This is a genomic window from Paraburkholderia sp. Ac-20336 (assembly GCF_017105025.1).
Classification (GTDB): domain Bacteria; phylum Pseudomonadota; class Gammaproteobacteria; order Burkholderiales; family Burkholderiaceae; genus Paraburkholderia.
This window is the reverse complement of the sequence record NZ_JAAGPS010000060.1, coordinates 27749-42575: the sequence shown is the minus strand read 5'-3', so window position 1 is coordinate 42575 and position 14827 is coordinate 27749. Positions and strand designations below refer to the sequence as shown.

At 56.3% G+C, this 14827-nt stretch carries 17 protein-coding genes and 1 pseudogene; 9 read left to right on the top strand and 9 right to left on the bottom strand.

Features of this window, described 5'->3' with window-relative positions:
- From GXB81_RS18045 to GXB81_RS18035, 3 genes and pseudogenes are all read left to right on the top strand, one after another.
- Nucleotides 1–1007, top strand: a pseudogene (locus GXB81_RS18045) (PLP-dependent aminotransferase family protein); the annotation flags it as partial.
- A 464-nt stretch (nt 1008–1471) separates the two neighbouring features.
- Nucleotides 1472–1804: a hypothetical protein gene (locus GXB81_RS18040; RefSeq protein WP_167038719.1), complete on the top strand. Its 333-nt coding sequence runs from the start codon at nt 1472–1474 to the stop codon at nt 1802–1804.
- 216 nt (nt 1805–2020) lie between these two features.
- The gene (locus tag GXB81_RS18035; RefSeq protein ID WP_205989926.1) at nt 2021–2611 is read left to right on the top strand and encodes a flavin reductase family protein; all 591 of its coding nucleotides are present in this window, start codon (nt 2021–2023) and stop codon (nt 2609–2611) included.
- A 32-nt stretch (nt 2612–2643) separates the two neighbouring features.
- Here GXB81_RS18035 and GXB81_RS18030 read toward each other — a convergent pair whose 3' ends face one another.
- Together GXB81_RS18030 and GXB81_RS18025 are read right to left on the bottom strand one after the other, a co-directional pair.
- A complete protein-coding gene (locus GXB81_RS18030; RefSeq protein ID WP_167038715.1) occupies nt 2644–2973 on the bottom strand; it encodes a low molecular weight protein tyrosine phosphatase family protein in 330 nt (109 codons plus the stop codon).
- A 40-nt stretch (nt 2974–3013) separates the two neighbouring features.
- Complete coding sequence (locus tag GXB81_RS18025) at nt 3014–3511, bottom strand: GNAT family N-acetyltransferase (RefSeq protein ID WP_205989925.1); 498 nt, start codon at nt 3509–3511, stop codon at nt 3014–3016.
- 354 nt (nt 3512–3865) lie between these two features.
- Here GXB81_RS18025 and thrS point away from each other — a divergent pair, with 354 nt between their 5' ends.
- On the top strand, nt 3866–4981 hold the full coding sequence (gene thrS / locus GXB81_RS18020; protein ID WP_241016417.1) for a threonine--tRNA ligase: 1116 nt from the start codon (nt 3866–3868) through the stop codon (nt 4979–4981).
- Nucleotides 4982–5229: 248 nt separating this feature from the next.
- On the opposite strand, the gene GXB81_RS18015 is transcribed toward thrS, so the two are convergent.
- Entirely contained in the window at nt 5230–5703 is a 474-nt protein-coding gene (locus GXB81_RS18015) for a hypothetical protein (protein WP_205989924.1), read from the bottom strand.
- A complete protein-coding gene (locus tag GXB81_RS18010; protein ID WP_205989923.1) occupies nt 5700–6518 on the bottom strand; it encodes a hypothetical protein in 819 nt (272 codons plus the stop codon). Before GXB81_RS18010 ends, GXB81_RS18015 begins: the two co-directional genes overlap by 4 nt.
- Nucleotides 6519–7168: 650 nt before the next feature.
- On the opposite strand from GXB81_RS18010, the gene GXB81_RS18005 reads away from it, so the two are divergent.
- On the top strand, nt 7169–7633 hold the full coding sequence (locus tag GXB81_RS18005) for a hypothetical protein (protein ID WP_205989922.1): 465 nt from the start codon (nt 7169–7171) through the stop codon (nt 7631–7633).
- 242 nt (nt 7634–7875) lie between these two features.
- Here GXB81_RS18005 and GXB81_RS18000 read toward each other — a convergent pair whose 3' ends face one another.
- Nucleotides 7876–8259 carry a hypothetical protein gene (locus tag GXB81_RS18000; RefSeq protein WP_205989921.1) on the bottom strand — a complete coding sequence of 128 codons (384 nt, stop codon included), beginning with the start codon at nt 8257–8259 and terminating at the stop codon, nt 7876–7878.
- 149 nt (nt 8260–8408) lie between these two features.
- Between GXB81_RS18000 and GXB81_RS17995 the strand changes: the two genes are divergently transcribed.
- Complete coding sequence (locus GXB81_RS17995) at nt 8409–9281, top strand: AraC family transcriptional regulator (RefSeq protein ID WP_205989933.1); 873 nt, start codon at nt 8409–8411, stop codon at nt 9279–9281.
- 87 nt (nt 9282–9368) lie between these two features.
- On the opposite strand, the gene GXB81_RS17990 is transcribed toward GXB81_RS17995, so the two are convergent.
- From GXB81_RS17990 to GXB81_RS17975, 4 genes are all read right to left on the bottom strand, one after another.
- Nucleotides 9369–9914, bottom strand: a complete 546-nt coding sequence (locus tag GXB81_RS17990) for a hypothetical protein (RefSeq protein WP_241016416.1) — start codon at nt 9912–9914, stop codon at nt 9369–9371.
- 97 nt (nt 9915–10011) lie between these two features.
- Entirely contained in the window at nt 10012–10596 is a 585-nt protein-coding gene (locus GXB81_RS17985) for a hypothetical protein (protein ID WP_240158972.1), read from the bottom strand.
- Between the two features lie 133 nt (nt 10597–10729).
- Nucleotides 10730–11341: a hypothetical protein gene (locus tag GXB81_RS17980; protein ID WP_241016415.1), complete on the bottom strand. Its 612-nt coding sequence runs from the start codon at nt 11339–11341 to the stop codon at nt 10730–10732.
- On the bottom strand, nt 11316–12353 hold the full coding sequence (locus tag GXB81_RS17975; protein ID WP_205989920.1) for a hypothetical protein: 1038 nt from the start codon (nt 12351–12353) through the stop codon (nt 11316–11318). The genes GXB81_RS17980 and GXB81_RS17975 overlap by 26 nt, the downstream gene beginning before the upstream one ends.
- A 461-nt stretch (nt 12354–12814) precedes the next feature.
- Between GXB81_RS17975 and GXB81_RS17970 the strand changes: the two genes are divergently transcribed.
- From GXB81_RS17970 to GXB81_RS17960, 3 genes are all read left to right on the top strand, one after another.
- A complete protein-coding gene (locus GXB81_RS17970) occupies nt 12815–13636 on the top strand; it encodes an META and DUF4377 domain-containing protein (RefSeq protein WP_205989919.1) in 822 nt (273 codons plus the stop codon).
- Between the two features lie 80 nt (nt 13637–13716).
- Entirely contained in the window at nt 13717–14331 is a 615-nt protein-coding gene (locus GXB81_RS17965; protein WP_205989918.1) for a LysE family translocator, read from the top strand.
- A gap of 28 nt (nt 14332–14359) precedes the next feature.
- Nucleotides 14360–14818, top strand: a complete 459-nt coding sequence (locus GXB81_RS17960; protein ID WP_205989917.1) for a GNAT family N-acetyltransferase — start codon at nt 14360–14362, stop codon at nt 14816–14818.
- The last annotated feature ends 9 nt before the right edge of the window (nt 14819–14827 follow it).

The following is a 14827-nucleotide window of genomic DNA, read 5'->3' as shown; positions in this document are numbered from 1 at the left end:
ACGCGATTGCCGCGCATCTGCGCGTCGCGCGCGGCGTGCGTTGCGATGGCACGCAGGTCGTCATTACCGAGGGCGCGCAAGAGGCGCTGAACCTGTGCGTGCGCCTCTTCACGAATCCCGGCGACGTCGCGTGGGTCGAAGACCCCGGTTATCGCGGCGCGAAGGCCGCCTTCAATCTCGGCGATCTGCGCACGGTGCCGATTCCCGTCGATGGCGAAGGCATGGCCGTGCCCGCCGACGCGTGGGACGCGCATCCGCCGAAGCTCGTCTACACGTCGCCCGCGCATCAGTATCCGACCGGGGCGGTGCTGTCGGTGGCGCGGCGGCTGGAGCTGATCGCGCAGGCACGGCGCTGCGGCGCGTGGATCATCGAAGACGACTACGACGGCGAATTCCGGCACACGGGCGAGCCGATCGCGAGCATGCAGGGCCTGGTCGACGACGCGCCGGTGCTCTATGTCGGCTCATTCAGCAAGACGATGTTTCCGGCGCTGCGGATCGGCTTCGTGGTGCTGCCGCGCACGATTGCCGACGAGACCGCCGTCGCGTTGCAGGAGATGCTGCGCGGCGGGCATCGGCTGGAGCAACTGGCGCTTGCGCATTTCATCGGGAGCGGCGAGTTCGGACGGCATCTCGGACGCATGCGGCGCTTGTATCGCGAGCGGCAGCAGGCGTTGCGCGATGCGCTTGCCGTGCATTTCGTGTCGCGTTTTGCGGTGGATGCCGAGGCCTATGCCGTTGCCCAAGCGGCGCCGCAGGCCGCGCCGGCGCAGATTCTCGGCGGCGATTGCGGTATGCATCTGACGCTGCGCTTGCCGGCGCGGCTGTGCGATCGGACGCTCGTCGAGCGCGCGCGGGCCGAAGGGCTCAATCCGCGGGCGTTGTCGGGTTTTGCGTTGCATGCCTCCGAAGACACGAATGGAATCGTGATCGGGTACGGCGATACGCCTGCCGAGCAGTTGGGGCCTGCGATTCGGGTGCTGGCAGAGTTGGCCGGGGAGATTGAAGCTGAGGCGGTTGAGGTCGAGTCGGTGGAAGCAGCGCGAACGGTGGCGAAAGGGATGGCGAAACGTGCCGTTAAAAGTACGGCTGGAAGTGCGGGGCAAGGCGCGTCGAAATCGCGCGTTAAAGTGACGCCGGAAGCTGGGCCCAAAGCGAGGCCAGAGGCCGGGCCCAATGCGAGGCTTGAAGCAAAGCCCAAAGCGGGCTCAAAAGCGAAGCCCAAACCCCGCCGGGCCACCCCTTCGCGTCCGTAAGTTTTACGTCTGTCCGCGCGGCCCATGTCGCGCTATCGTGTTGCCTATGCGGGGCGGGTTCGCCATGTCGATGTTCCCGCCCCGCATGCCACGTCCGGCCCACGGCCTGCCGCGCCGCAACATCGCGCGCGGCACATCGCGAGTCGCCACGGGCATGGGTATCAAGAATGCCCTGGTTATGCTTATCTTTGACGTTCTATCCGACCGGAGACGACATGAAGGAAATCGAACCGACCCCGTGGTTTGAGCTTGCCGACCATAGCCCCGTCCGCGAAGGGTGGTACGAGGTGCGGTTGACGAGTGGCGACACGGCGTTTGCCAAATTCGGCAACGGCATCTGGACCGAGAAGCCGTTGCTCGTGTTCACGCACTGGCGCGGGCTGTCCGCCGATCCCTCGAAAGCGGCCGACGGTGCAGCCGAATCGATCGGCGCCGAGGTTGCCGCGGCCGAAGGCGTGCGCGCCGCGTGGAATGTGTTCTTCCCCGGGCTCGGGGACGAGCAGCACAAGCCGCTCGATGCGCTGCCGAATGGGAAGGCGCCGCATTGAGCGTGCGAGCCTCGGTGTTTCGCCGCGTGTATGAACCGGCGAAGCGGCGAGGGCCACGCATCATGGAACGTTCGACGTTCATCGGCGGCACACCCCCGCGCCGCCGATGAACGCACGCACCGCACACCGCCACGCCGTTATCGCGCTCGCACCCGCATCACCCGCGCCGCTGCAATTCCCTTCAGTCCTCCGACGCATACCCCAAGCCCCTCAAGCATGAATGCCACCCGAAACCCCGTCGACCTGCCGCGCGCCACACAACTGCTCAATCACGGACCGGTCACGATCATCACGAGCGCGCACGGCGGCCGCTCGAACGTCATGGCGGCGTCGTGGGCGATGCCGCTCGATTTCAATCCGCCGAAGGTGGTGGTCGTGGTGGATAGCCGCACGCTGACGCGCCAATTGATCGAAGCGAGCGGCGTATTCGGCCTGCAACTGCCGAGCCGCGGATTCGCCGCGCAAACGCTTGCGGTCGGCACGAACGCGGGCACCGAACTCGACAAGTTTTCCGCGTTCGGCCTCGCAACCTTTCCCGCGCAAAAGATCGACGTGCCGATGCTGGCCGGCTGCATCACGTGGATGGAATGCAAGGTGATTCCCGACGATAGCCAGCGGCACGATCTGATCATCGGCGAAGTGGTGGCCGCGTATGCGGACAGCCGCGTGTACTCGAACAACCGCTGGCATTTCGGCGACGATCCCGACCTGCGTACCTGTCACTACGTGGCGGGCGGCACGTTCTTCGCGACTGGCGATGCGTTCGAAGTGACGCCGGTGAGCGCGGCGTCGGCGCAGCCGGAGTGAGCGCGCGAGGCGGCTCGCTGAGGTGAGGCCGCCTATTTCGCGCGCAGAAACTTCCCCGCCTTCTGTTCGAGCAGCGCGACGAGTTCGGGCTGCATGAGCGCATAGTGATCGGGGATATCGAGGCAAACCACTTTTTTGCCGTTCAGGCACGCGCGAAATTTCGCCGCGAGCCGCGCGCGATGCGTCTTTTCCATCACGAAGACGACGTCGGCCCAGCGCAACTGCTCGGGCGAAAGCAGTACATCGGCATCGGCGGCGAGACCCGCCGAATCCGTTTCGACACCAGGCCAACTGGCGAACACCTGCTCCGCAGTCGGACTGCGCAGACGGTTCTTGCCGCAGACAAACAACGCGCGTATCACGATGGCAGCGAGTGCTTAGCAATGGCGAAGCGCATGCGGCTTATGTATTCGACTCGACGTCGCTCTCGGCGAACGCCTTGAGCGCATCGCCCGCGAGACGGTAACGCACCCATTCGCTTTGCGGGGCCGCGCCGATCGACTTGTAGAAGCCGATGGCCGGCTCGTTCCAGTCGAGCACGCTCCATTCGAAACGGCCGCAGCCGGTATCGCAGGCGATCTGCGCGAGATGACGCAGCATCTGTTTGCCCGCGCCGCTGCCGCGCGATGCCGGCGACACGTAGAGGTCTTCGAGATAAAGCCCCTGCCTGCCGAGCCATGTCGAATACGAAAAGAAGTACACGCAAAAGCCGACAGGCTCGCCATTCATTTCGCAGATGAGCGCTTTGGCGGGAACGCCCGCGGAAAACAGGCTCGTTTCGATGTCTTTGACGGTGGCGACGACTTCGTGCTCGGCTTTCTCGTACACCGCGAGTTCGGTGATGAAGCGAAGGATCAGGGCGGCGTCGGCGGCGGTGGCGGGGCGGATCTGGATGGTCAAGGTTGGGGCTCGATGAGTTGTTGGGGGATCGTGGGTACATCGTAGCGTTTAATGTGTCGTTGTGGCGAGTGTGTCGTGATTGCGCTGGCCATGACGATTGACGTACCGGATCGAACTCCTTTACTGTTGCTCCATGAACTTCCACTCTCTTCTCCTTTCAGCCGTCACCACCACGACGACCACCTTCACAGGCGGGTCGTCTGGAGATTGCGCGCGCTAGCAGGAAGTACGGAAGCAGAGCAGCAGTGGCAAATCCCCAAAGGCCCCGCCGGAAACGGACGGGGCCTTTGGCGTTTCGGGTCTCTCCGTTTGCGGCATCCCTCGTGGTAATCGTGACATTCGAACCGACGGAGCATGACCGTGAACGACATCGACCATCGTGTACTTGGCAATAAGCTCGATCTTTTTCATCAACAAGAAGAAGGCGCCGGAATGGTTTTCTGGCACCCGCGCGGCTGGACGCTGCATCGCGTGCTTGAAGATTATGTGCGGGCGCGCATGCGTCGCACGGGCTTTCGCGAGATTCGCACGCCGCAATTGCTGGCGCGCTCGCTGTGGGAAAAGAGCGGCCACTGGGAGAAGTTCGGCGGCGCGATGTATTCGCTCGCCGATGCCGAAGAAGGGCGCGCGCTCTGCCTGAAACCGATGAGTTGTCCGTGCCATGTGCAGGTTTTCAATCAGCGCGTGCGTTCGTATCGCGAGTTGCCGGTGCGCTATAGCGAGTTCGGCGCGTGTCATCGCGATGAGCCTTCGGGGTCGTTCGAAGGTCTGAAGCGCACGCGCGCGTTCGTGCAGGACGACGCGCATGTGTTCTGCGCGGCCGCGCATATCGAGGCGGAAGTGGGGCACTTCTGCGCGCTATTGCGCGAGGTGTACGCGGATCTCGGCTTCCCGGAGTTCAAGGTTGTATTGGCGACGCGGCCCGCGTCGCGTGCCGGCAGCGAGCAGACGTGGGATCGCGCGGAAGAAGCGTTGGCGAATGCCGCGCGAGCGGCGGGACTCGAATTCGATGTACTCGAAGGAGAGGGCGCTTTTTACGGGCCGAAACTCGAATTTCATTTGACGGATAGCCGCGCGCGCAGTTGGCAATGCGGCACGATCCAGCTCGATTTCGTGTTGCCTGAGCGGCTCGATGCGGAGTTCGTCAATGAGCGCAATGAACGCGAGCGGCCTGTGATGATTCATCACGCGGTACTCGGCAGTATGGAGCGGTTCATTGCGATGCTGCTCGAGCATGATGAAGGATGGTTGCCGGTTTGGTTGGCGCCAGAGCAGGTTGCAGTTGCGACGATTAGCGATGCGAGTTTGGGGTATGCGGAGGAGGTTTTGCGCGCGCTTGAAGATGTGGGCGTGCGGGCGGTACTCGATGGACGGCCGGAGCGGTTGGAGAAGAAGATCGTGGATGCGCGGGGGATGAGGGTGCCGGTTTTGGTGGTGGGGGAAGAGGGAGGAGAACGAGAGGAAGATTAATTTAAGGTGGTTAAGGGAAGAGAGGCCGGTGGGGTTTGGGTTGAGGGCGGGCGTGGAGTATTTGAGTGTGCTAGGAAGAGGGGGGGCGGGTGTATCGATGATCCGCAAATCACGATGCCTCATCTAGCTCAAGAGAATCAACGATGGACGGCGCGATGCGTGTACCCATGTTGCCGTCATTTTATTTGCGAAATACTTAACTATAGCCGAATCGTCAGTCTGATGGCCTGCAGTCTGTCATTATCTATCTACTCAGTCTTATATTGTGAAATCTCTTCTTCTACCCGAGTTTGAGCGTTATAAAGACTCAAGGAGCAAAAAGCTGATCCGAGAATAGATACTGCCAAGGCAACGAAATGTATGGAAGACGGCTTTGTCCAGTCATTTGTCCAGGCATAAATGGATATCATAAGAAATATAATATTCCAAGATAATGTTGCGTGAAAGCATATTCTTAATTTCCAATAATCAGGCCATTTTTGGAGAATGCTGCTTTTGTCTTTTTCAGGGAAGAGAATTTTTCTTCCTGAAACTAAGGACCAACATAGCAAAACTCCCGGGATGGCAATCGCCCACTTAAAGAGATCGTCCGGTATATGTACGTGAAGCAACGCATGTTCGATTTGTTTTGAAAATTTTTCTTGAAGATACACTCCGCAGATCACCAATGCTAATTCTGGAGATACAAAGAACGTTCGAATCGTCTCTAATAATTTTTTCACGGATGCCTCATGTCCCGTTCTGAGTTGATGCGTCGAAAATGCCTTTCGGCCTCATCGGCAAGTTCGGCAGGCACGGGTTCCTTGGAAAACAAGAAGGTCTTCTGAGCATCAGACGTTCGGATTGTCACCTCTTCGCCGTCTTGGTCGCCAACAACGCGTCCCGATCCATAACCATCGGCGGCCATTAATACTGCTGCATCTCCCATTGCAACATCAAAATCTGGCTCATAAGATGAATTTTCAAGAATCTGGCTTACTAAATTTGCAATTTGAGTAGCTAAACCGCTGCCGCTATCCTGTGATTCTTTTACAGTCACTTCGGACGCGTTACGTTCTTTGACGTAACGATTAAGAGAACTCCATAGTCGGCCAAATAATGGATTAGGGGGATGAATACGTGCTGAAAGCTCACGAATACGATCAAGTCCTTGAAGTTTAACTCCAAATGTACGGTAGTCAGAGACGGCTTCCACAGAACAACCCACAAAGAAGTTTTCATACGTTGCCTCAATGATATCTTTGAATCTACGCGCGAAAACGTCTGCTTCTATATGATTCCAAACGTGCATATATGCCAGCCCTGAATATAGGGGTAGATATACGAAATTTGCACTGGCAATGAGCAGATTTTCAGCAATGGCATCAACTTCTGATTTTTTTTGAGTATCTACGACAGTGACATGACCTTCATCAGAAAACTTCGATAGTTTGCCAAATAGAAAAGGCATATTTTCATCGCGCCGATCCATGACGTTGGTTATAGTCCATTTGGCTTTCCCCGCGGAGATTGTTGCCGCATTTGAAATGGCATTCATTAAGTGATCCTGGTCTAACGTACCTAGCTTAATAACTCGACCAAGATAATATCGACCTCGTCGCATTTTTTGATATTCGTTTTTTTTGGGGGTTGTACAACGTGCCCGTCTAATAATCTGGCGTGGCCCTAGAGTGACAGTGCAGCGTAAGCGAAGAGCGTTTGAAAAGCAAGTGATAGTGATAGACAAAAGTCTTCAATCTCCTGTTAGGGGCGGAGACTCCTATTATATGAATTCTTGTTATCAGGCAATTGGTCATTGTTTTCGGTGATTCACTTGACCGAAATCGGAAGCTGGCCGAACAGGCTCTGCTTTAGTCTCACCTGCTCTGGTCTCCTCAATCAACCAAACATTTAAATTTCGAGATAGACGAAAACCAAGGTTCCCTGCTTTATACTTACCAAATCGCTGGGAAACACCCGGCGATCAGGTTTAGCAGCCTGAACGTTGAAACCCGCACGCCTGCCCAGGCAGGTCGTGCGCTTACTTCTGCACGTCCATTTTCTATGGGCGGGCCGTGGTGGGGGAGCCGAAAGGCTCGCCGGTTTTGGTTTCAACGCCGGTCTGCTAACCTCGTTACGTGCCCGCTCACCCGTCTCAAAAAAAGCGGTTGTCCAGGCATCCCCATGAAGCAACAGGGAGATCGCACAATGACCAGGTCCGTCAAAAGTCAACCAGCTTCGCGTCCGCCCGTCGACGCACTCCAGTACGAAAAGCTCGCTCTTTCCGCATTCGATCTGTGCGATCGGCAGGTGGCTCAAATGGATACGCTCATCACACTCGTATCGTCAATATGTAGTAATCCTGCCATTACGCGCGACGAAAGACGGCGTCGTCAGAAGCTTCTCGAATTGCTTCTGGACACAGCGGAGCAGTATCAAATGGAACTCGAATTCGACCGCGAACTCTTCCAGGTGATCGCGCTCGATGCGAAGGGTGTCCCGCGCAGCCGCATCACCGCACAGCATGCGACGAACTTGCTGACCGAGGCATCGCAGAGAGCGAAAGCGCCTATCGCTTGTGCAAAAGGATCGCGCGGCAGGAATGCATCCGCGAAAACCACGGTCACGTTGACTGCAGACGCCGCGCAACAACCGGTAACCGGCCCACACTAGACGATCGCATCAGGCCGAAGCAGATCGAATCAAATCGCGCAAAGCCGATGAGCGCCAAAGCAATTCCTTAGTACAACGGAGCCGATGGTAGTAATCGCTACGATCGGCCCCGCACATGTGGCATATAACCGACGAGGCCATGAAAGCGCCTGACGCTGCGAGTATCCGCACATCGCGACCCAACAAACCACACCCGAAGCTCACGTCGAAAATAAACGCAGAAGAAGCCCCACCCAACCGCCTCAATCATCCGGCAACACCGACTTACTCCGCCGCTTGCGCGGCTTCGGCTCTACCCCCACACGCGGATCGCGAGCCAGCACGAGCGCCCTCATCTTCTCCACAGTGCCCTCAAACGCCGAATCATCCTGCGGCACATAAAGCCATTTCCCGAGCACCGGATGCGGCCGCAACGCGGGTATATCGGCGATGAGCGCGGCATGGCGTTCGTGCGATGTACAGACCAGCAGACCATTCCAGGGTTTGTCGCGATCGGCGGCGATCAGACACAACAGGCCGTCGATATAAGCGGCGTCACAGCCGAACATCCGCCGGCGGACGTAGGTCGGATTGCGCTCGAATGCGTCGAAGATCCAGAGGAGCGAATTGCTGATCGAAGAGGGCATCGACGGAAAGTCTCTAGTGGAGGAGGCGAAGCCAAGTTTACGCAAATTCGCGCGGTCTGGCAGCGGCACCGATCGGCAATCGAGCAAGCGCGGCTAGGTATGATGTGCCCAACCTCGGCGACCATATCGGAACTCGCACAAACCAGACCATGCAAGCTCACACCGACGCCACCACTGCCTATACGAAGCGTTTCGACGCCGTCCTCGCCTATATCGATGCGAATCTCGAGGGCGATCTGTCGGTCGACGCGCTGAGTCGCATCGCGAACTTCTCGAAGTTTCATTTTCATCGACAGTTCGCCGCGTATGTCGGCGTGCCGGTCGCGCGCTACGTGCAGCTGATGCGCTTGCGTCGAGCGGCCCGCCGCCTCGCCACGCAAGCGTCCTGCTCGGTGCTCGATGCCGCGTTCGACGCGGGCTTCGACAGTCCCGAAGCCTTCAGCCGTGCGTTCAAGCGTGTGTTCGGCGCGGCGCCGAGCGCGTTTCGGCGGCATCCGAAATGGCATGTCTGGAGTGCGAATTTCGTTGTTCCCTATCTTTCAAGGAAGCTGACCATGCAAGTGCAAATTGTCGATTTTGCTGAAACCCGCGTTGCCGCGCTCGAACATTGCGGCGCGCCAGGACTTGTCAACGAGAGCGTGCGCAAGTTTATCGACTGGCGTATGCAAAGCGGACAATCGCCGGTATCGTCGAGCAGGACTTTCGGCATCCCGCACAATAACCCGGATACGACGCCGGCCGAGGAGTTCCGTTTCGATATCTGCGGGGAGATCGGCGAAGCGGTCGCGCCGAATGACTATGGTGTGCGCGAACTGCTGATTCCGGGCGGCCGGTGCGCGGTGGTGCGGCATACGGGATCGACTGACCATATCGGCGAGACGATCTATCCGATCTATCGCGACTGGCTTCCTTCGAGTGGCGAAGAGTTGCGGGATCAGCCGCTGTTCTTTCAGTACTTGAGTGTGTATCCGGAGACGCCGTTGGATCAGTGGCAGACGGATATTTATATTCCGTTGGTGTGAGGGGCGGAGCCGACCTTGATGGGGCGGCTTCGATATTTTTCAAATTCTCGGTAAATAGTTTCGGTTCTGCTCGAAGGAAAATTTCTATCACTTCGCCATGTTGTCTGTTTCAATAGGTTTGGGATCGAAGGCCAGCGACGAAAGACAATTCGGATTGCGCTCCTTGAAGCTGAAAGACAGATCCCCCCAATGGAGCGAGGTTGTGTATGAGGTGACTTCATCGAGTGATCTGCCGCTCGGACGGTCCGTAACTCTGAGGCTGCGGTAATGCGCGCGCACCATATCGAGCGTAATACAGCTACCGCTAAGGTTAAGTACGAGAAAACCGGGGTGTCCTGCCCGATACCGGATACGTAAATCTACATTGCTGATTACAACATCGTCAGCCAGATTGACCGGTCTGCCTGTGTAGAACTGAAATGCGGTGTTCTGAATAGGGCTCTTGCTGTTATCTTTCACGACAAGATGAGTCGCGAGGACGTTCTCAATCTTATCTGTGGTGAAGGGAGCCTGTTGCGTTAGCGTATCGATAGCCTGCCATAGCGTCCTCGACGATTGCGTCGTCCGCGAATCCTTTTCGTACTGTCCAGTGGTCGATCCACATCCGGCAAACCAGATTGTCAGGCTGAACATGGCAATCGTCTTGAACGAGCTATGTGAGCAGAACGGATTTCTATAATTAAAAAACATCTGGTAAGTACGTTAGGATTGAGCTCAAGGGTAAATTTCTCTATTGTGCAATGTTGTCCGCATCGTACTTCGGGTTGAGGACAACATATGCCAAGCAATTGCGATTACGTTCCAGGAACCCGAACGACAGTTTTCCCCATTCCAGGAAAGCCGAATACGATGTGGCCTCATCGAGCGAATGCCCATGAGGGTGTTCGGTGATTCTAAGGTCGCGATAGTGCTCTCGAACGGCATCGAGAGTGGTGCAACTGCCACCAAGATTGAGTACGAGAAAACCGGGGTGCCCAGGACGGTGCCGGATGCGTAAATCTACGTTACTGATAGTGATGCCATCCGCTAACCTGACGGGGCTACCTGTGTAGAACTGGAATGCAGTGTTCTGAATCGGGTTCTTGCTGGTATCTCCCTTGACGAGATGAGTCGAGAGGGCGTTCTCAACCTTGTTTCTGCTAAATGGGATTTGCTGCGCTAGCGTATCAATAGCTATCCACAATGTCATAGATGGTTGCGCGACCTGTGAATCCATCCGGTGTGATTCAACTGTTTGAACGCATCCAGCGGACAATATTGTCAAGCCGAGTACGGTAAGTGTCTTGAGAAAGATGGTTGAAAAACGAATGAACATTAGCAATACCGGTTTCTCGTAGTTCAGTTAGCTTGCGTCAATCGCAGAGATTGACGACGAAGTTCAGCGTAAAGCAGATATCGACCTCGTTAAATCAGATTGCAGGTACATTTCCTGTGCTGAAGGCGGACCTCTATCGACGAGTTGCCGAAGGCCATGCCATCATGTTGCCCGCTTCGATAGGCTTGGGATCAAAAGACAATGACGAAAGACAATTTGGATTGCGCTCCAGAAAACTAAATGACAATCTCCCCCACGATGGGAAGGTCGAGTATCCTGTAAAGGCATACGTTGAATCGGGGCGAGGTGGATATGTTAGTTTGAGGTCACTATAGTGTGAACGTACCTCATCAAGACTGACACATCTCCCCTTCATGTTGAGTACAAGAAAGCCAGGATGTCCTGCCTTGCGCCGGATACGTAAATCCACGTTGCTGATTACAGCACCATCAGTCAGATTGACGGGACCGCCTATATAGAACAGAAATGCCGTGTTCTGAATAGGACTCTCACTGGTATCCTTCTCAGCAAGATGAGCCGATAGTACGTTTTCGACATTATTTTTGCTAAATGGAATATGCTGAGCGAGTGCATCGATGGTTTGCCACAGTGTCATAGATGTTTGCATAATTTGAGAATTTTCCCTGTGGTCTTGGGTCATTTTTGCACACCCAGTGAGCCCAATTGCGAGGCAAAGCATTGCAGACGTCCAGAACAAATTATCTGAACGGGTGGGAATTTTCATACCAGCTTCCATAGTAGTCGACGTAGGTCTGTCGTGTGTTCGAGGTGGTTTCGTTGCCGAATGCAGCTCCGATTGCATCCAGACAGGCAGCAGTGTTCCCATCTTTCAGGAACTGATCATAAGCTTGACTGTAGGCAGCATGGTTGACTCCAAGTATTCCGATGTCTGGACCACCGTGTTCAAGAATTTCGCGTTCAGTCCGAATATTGTTCATGGTCGCCGCCGCCTCGTCCTTTAGCGTTCCGCTTACGTAAGCGGCTTTTGATGAGTAATCTGGTTTGTACGAGTACATCGCATGCCCAACTTCGTGGGAGAGGGTTTCTGTCAATGTCCTGGGATTATTTTTGAGAGTAGAGTCTAGCCAGATAAAGCTATTTGATCGATCGGTATCTGAGCCTTTGTCCGCCTCTCTATAGTTTATCTGCCACCCCGCATCCCCCAACTTCTTCAAATCCGCCTGCAAACCCGGAGACATGCCAACCAGTTTGTCAACATCCTCACCCACTTCGTTAGCCATAAAATCAGCCACAGGCGATGGTGCCACCGGACCACGCGACGCATTGCCGTAGGATGTGACAGCACGCGAGATGGAAAGAGCCACGGCCTGTTCTTCAGGCACAGCGGATCTTCCTCTCCCCATCACCTGCTCACGCCTCCTCCGAGCGTTCTCGATGTACCGTCCAACCGCCTCCCGTGGCGGAATAAAAATCAGCTGACCGCTTCTGAGTTTCTCATGTACTGCCCGGGCGACCTCATGATTGCTCATAATATGGATAAGCAATGTGTGATCGGTGCTTCTCAACAGATGCCGCAGCTGGTGCATGTCCGCACAATTCGTTGTCCACGAATCAGGATCGAACCACTTCACGAAGTCTTCATGCGCAATTCTCAATACCTCCTTTATTTCATCCTGTTCCTCGCGCGTAAGCTGCTTACGGCCCCAAATCAACCAGGAGTCGAAGGAGAAGTCTGACTTCTCGTATATGTACAAAGTTTCTCGTCTGAAAAACATTAGGAGTCCGGTGCGTATGCCTGAATAGAAGCGCAGATCGTATCAGATAGAAGCGCGCTAAAAAATAGCGTTGAACGCAAACCTTTACAAACTGTTAAACCTGTCCGAATATTGATGCGGTATCGAATGCCGGTCACTACGTCGAGAATCAGATTCGGCATCCAGAACTTCGCGACATAAAGCCGAATAAGGTCACAGCTGTGATTCAACCTCGAATAAGAATCTCACCAGCAAAAAACCACACGCACGAGTATTGGCAATCCGCTTGGGTTATCCTGTCGAGCATCGAGTCGACATTCACTATCAGGACTAAATCAGCCCGAAAACCCGGTATAACGCAGTCGGATGTACCATTCGAGGGTTCTCCTTGGAATTCCCCTAAGCAACCCGAATCCCTCGTTCATCCGTCTTTAACGCGGCCAGCCGCCAGGAACATCCACCGAACCACCGGAGGTACCGACGTGAAATACCGCACGCTATTACTGCCGCTCGCTTTAGCCGCCTGCGCGCATTCGCCTGAAGCGACGAATCCGGCTCCATCATCGTCCGCCTCGTCCGCCGCTGTGGCGAGCACGACATCGACCAGCGGCACGACCATCCTCGGGCAGTACCATTGGCAACTTAACAACGCGATCGACAGCCAGGGCACGCGCATCGACGCGCTGTTCGTGAGACCGGACCAACCGCTGCAACTGGACTTCAGCGCTGACCGGCTGAACGTGGTGAATAGCTGCAATAACCTGGGCGCCGCGTACAGCATCCGGAAAGGCCGCATGCAAATCGGCTCGATGGCGAGCACGATGATGGCCTGCACCGATCCGAATCTCGCCGCACTCGACGACGCCATTTCGCAGCGCCTGCGCGGTAGTGTCAGCGTGAACCTGCTGGCTCGCGGCAATGTGCCCAGCCTGCAACTGGTCATGGATAACGGTGATACGCTGAGCTTTACCGGTGTGCCCACCGCGCAAACACGCTTTGGCGGTCCCGGCGAAACGGCCTTCCTCGAAGTGGCCCCGCAGACCGTGCCATGCAACCATCCGCTGATTCCGAACAGGCAATGTCTGCTGGTGCGCGAACGCCACTTCGACGAGCAGGGTTTGCCCACCGGCAAGCCTGGCGAATGGCAGCCACTGAACCAGGATATCGAGGGTTATTCGCATGCGCCGGGCATTCGCAACGTGCTGCGCGTGAAGCGCTTTACTGTCAATAACCCGCCCGCCGATGGGGCGTCGGTCGCTTACGTGCTGGACATCGTCGTGGAGTCGGAAAAAGTCGGGCAGTAAGGCCATTCATATTCGGCGCACCGGTTTCGATCGTCGCCATTTCACGAAGACGATCCCACAAACTCGCCAGGGAAATCCGCATGGAACTGTTATCCGTCGCTATCTTTGCAGGTGCATTGCTGCTCAACGCGGCGACTCCCGGCCCGAGCGTCGTCGCACTGGTCTCGCGCGTTATCGCGAGAGGATGGCGCGGTGTGATTCCTTTCGTCGCGGCGATGTGGATCGGCGAGGTGATCTGGCTCAGCATGGCAATGGCCGGGCTCACGATGTTGGCTCAAACCTTCCAGTTCATCTTTCACGCGATCAGATGGCTTGGCTGTGCTTACCTGTGTTGGCTCGCAATCCGGATGTGGCGGCAACCCGCAACGGAAGCAGAAGATACGCTGCCGCGCCGATCTTCCTCGCTATCGATGTTCGGTGCGGGCATGGCGGTTACCTTGGGTAATCCGAAGATCATGGTCTTCTATATTGCGTTGCTGCCGGCGTTGATCGATCTTTCGTCGGTGGGTGTGCGGCAGTGGGCGATGCTTGCGTCGGTTACTCTCGTGACGTTGGCCGCGATCGACCTGAGCTGGATATTGTTGGCCCATAAGGCGCGCTTTATTCTGCGCACGCCTCGCGCGGTTCGCTTTGCCAATCGTGTTGGCGCATTTGCGCTCGGCGGTGCGGCGGTGGCTATTGCGAGCCGCAATTGAGCACGTCATAACTAAGTGGGCCACGCCAATGCAAACCGAAATCAGAAACGCGACGTTACAAGATCTTCCCGTCGTGCGGCGAATCACCGAACGTGCCTACGCAGCGTGGTTACCGGTTCTCGGCTTCCATCCGCAGCCCGTTGTGGAAGATCACGCGCCACACATCGCGCGCGGTGAAGTGATGCTGGCGTGTGTGCATGACGAAGTCGCGGGTCTTATCGTCGTCGAATCCGGCGATGCACATGATCTGATTTTCAATGTCGCGGTAGACCCCGATCATGCCGGCAAGGGAATCGGCGCTCGCCTGATTGCGGAGGCCGAGCGGCGCGCCAAAGCGAACGGCAAATCGAGCATGAAGCTCTACACGAATGCGTTGATGAGCAGGAACATCGCGCTCTATTCGAAACTCGGCTATGTTGAAACAGGGCGACGGCCGCACCCGTCGCGCACGAATTCCACAATCGTCGATATGGCGAAAGAACTTTGATCTGACGGC

What these genes read in the sequence shown, in the direction of transcription:
- GXB81_RS17995 (WP_205989933.1), top strand. Translation starts at nt 8,409, where the DNA reads ATGCAAGCTCACACCGACGCCACCACTGCCTATACGAAGCGTTTCGAC.
- GXB81_RS18035 (WP_205989926.1), top strand. Translation starts at nt 2,021, where the DNA reads ATGAATGCCACCCGAAACCCCGTCGACCTGCCGCGCGCCACACAACTG.
- thrS (WP_241016417.1), top strand. Translation starts at nt 3,866, where the DNA reads ATGACCGTGAACGACATCGACCATCGTGTACTTGGCAATAAGCTCGAT.
- GXB81_RS17985 (WP_240158972.1), bottom strand. Translation starts at nt 10,596, where the DNA reads ATGTTCATTCGTTTTTCAACCATCTTTCTCAAGACACTTACCGTACTC.
- GXB81_RS17965 (WP_205989918.1), top strand. Translation starts at nt 13,717, where the DNA reads ATGGAACTGTTATCCGTCGCTATCTTTGCAGGTGCATTGCTGCTCAAC.
- GXB81_RS18000 (WP_205989921.1), bottom strand. Translation starts at nt 8,259, where the DNA reads ATGCCCTCTTCGATCAGCAATTCGCTCCTCTGGATCTTCGACGCATTC.
- GXB81_RS17980 (WP_241016415.1), bottom strand. Translation starts at nt 11,341, where the DNA reads ATGAAAATTCCCACCCGTTCAGATAATTTGTTCTGGACGTCTGCAATG.
- GXB81_RS18005 (WP_205989922.1), top strand. Translation starts at nt 7,169, where the DNA reads ATGACCAGGTCCGTCAAAAGTCAACCAGCTTCGCGTCCGCCCGTCGAC.
- GXB81_RS17990 (WP_241016416.1), bottom strand. Translation starts at nt 9,914, where the DNA reads ATGTTCAGCCTGACAATCTGGTTTGCCGGATGTGGATCGACCACTGGA.
- GXB81_RS18010 (WP_205989923.1), bottom strand. Translation starts at nt 6,518, where the DNA reads ATGAATGCCATTTCAAATGCGGCAACAATCTCCGCGGGGAAAGCCAAA.
- GXB81_RS18040 (WP_167038719.1), top strand. Translation starts at nt 1,472, where the DNA reads ATGAAGGAAATCGAACCGACCCCGTGGTTTGAGCTTGCCGACCATAGC.
- GXB81_RS17975 (WP_205989920.1), bottom strand. Translation starts at nt 12,353, where the DNA reads ATGTTTTTCAGACGAGAAACTTTGTACATATACGAGAAGTCAGACTTC.
- GXB81_RS17960 (WP_205989917.1), top strand. Translation starts at nt 14,360, where the DNA reads ATGCAAACCGAAATCAGAAACGCGACGTTACAAGATCTTCCCGTCGTG.